The sequence below is a fragment of the Bacillus sp. SIMBA_154 genome (genome assembly GCF_046536015.1).
GTDB classification, from domain to species: domain Bacteria; phylum Bacillota; class Bacilli; order Bacillales; family Bacillaceae; genus Bacillus; species Bacillus pumilus_P.
In genome coordinates, this window is sequence record NZ_JAWJBV010000265.1 from 1 (window position 1) to 271 (window position 271).

General features: G+C 37.3%; 1 protein-coding gene. It reads left to right on the forward strand.

What is annotated here, in order from left to right; translation table 11 throughout:
- Positions 1 to 188 (forward strand): M20/M25/M40 family metallo-hydrolase (locus R0K30_RS21980; protein ID WP_410612963.1); only part of this gene is annotated, 188 nt, incomplete at its 5' end.
- Positions 189 to 271 lie beyond the last annotated feature (83 nt).

Consider the following 271-nt stretch of genomic DNA (forward strand, 5'->3'; position numbering starts at 1 on the left):
CTTTATTAAGCACCAGTGGTGGGACGTCGGACGGACGATTTTTTGCACAGCAAAAAACACAAGTCATAGAGTGTGGGGTACGAAACCATAGCATTCATCAGGTTAATGAACATGTACCGATTTGCGACTTGTTAGAAATAGAAAAGATTTATACGCAATTACTCCATGGTATTTTTACTCAGCCTTAAAGTATCAATAACTATTAAAGCGCCGACTAATGTCGCTTTAATAGTTATTTGATTAAGGGTTAACGCTTTAACTTGCTGATACT